Source organism: Enterobacter cloacae complex sp. P12RS (assembly GCF_014895875.1).
Classification (GTDB): Bacteria; Pseudomonadota; Gammaproteobacteria; order Enterobacterales; family Enterobacteriaceae; genus Enterobacter; species Enterobacter bugandensis.
The window spans coordinates 1-397 of sequence record NZ_JADBQO010000083.1 but is presented as its reverse complement, the minus strand read 5'-3'; the positions used below and the strand labels follow the sequence as shown (position 1 = coordinate 397).

Here is a 397-nt window from a genome sequence, read left to right as displayed (position 1 = left end):
GTGGCGTGCCAGTGGTCACCCTGATTCAGTTCGGTGACGCGATAGCTGCTGGCGCCTGCTTTTTCAGCTTTGGCGGCAAGTTCCTGACGAATGTCCATCGGGGAGCCGGTGACTGACGTCACGGAGACGCTGCCCATTGGCTGCAGATTTTGTGCCTGATCGGCATTCACTTGCTGTACGGCTGCGCTTGCGCCGAAAGAGAGAGCGGATGCCAGACCCAGGGTTGCGATGATCAATTTGGTTTTCATAGTCTTTACTCCTGAACAGGTTTTTTGCTCAACGGCGAGAAGGGTTGAACTGCTATTTTTATGCCTGGTGCCGTTGAGTGGAGAGTTATGTCTTCAGTGATTACTTAAACTTATTTGTACAGCTCGGCGGTGGCGTGCCAGTGGTCACC

At 53.4% G+C, this 397-nt stretch carries 1 protein-coding gene; it reads right to left on the bottom strand.

What is annotated here, in order from left to right:
• Nucleotides 1–248 (bottom strand): peroxide/acid stress response protein YhcN (gene yhcN / locus IM284_RS22915; protein ID WP_193055962.1); only part of this gene is annotated, 248 nt, incomplete at its 3' end.
• Nucleotides 249–397 lie beyond the last annotated feature (149 nt).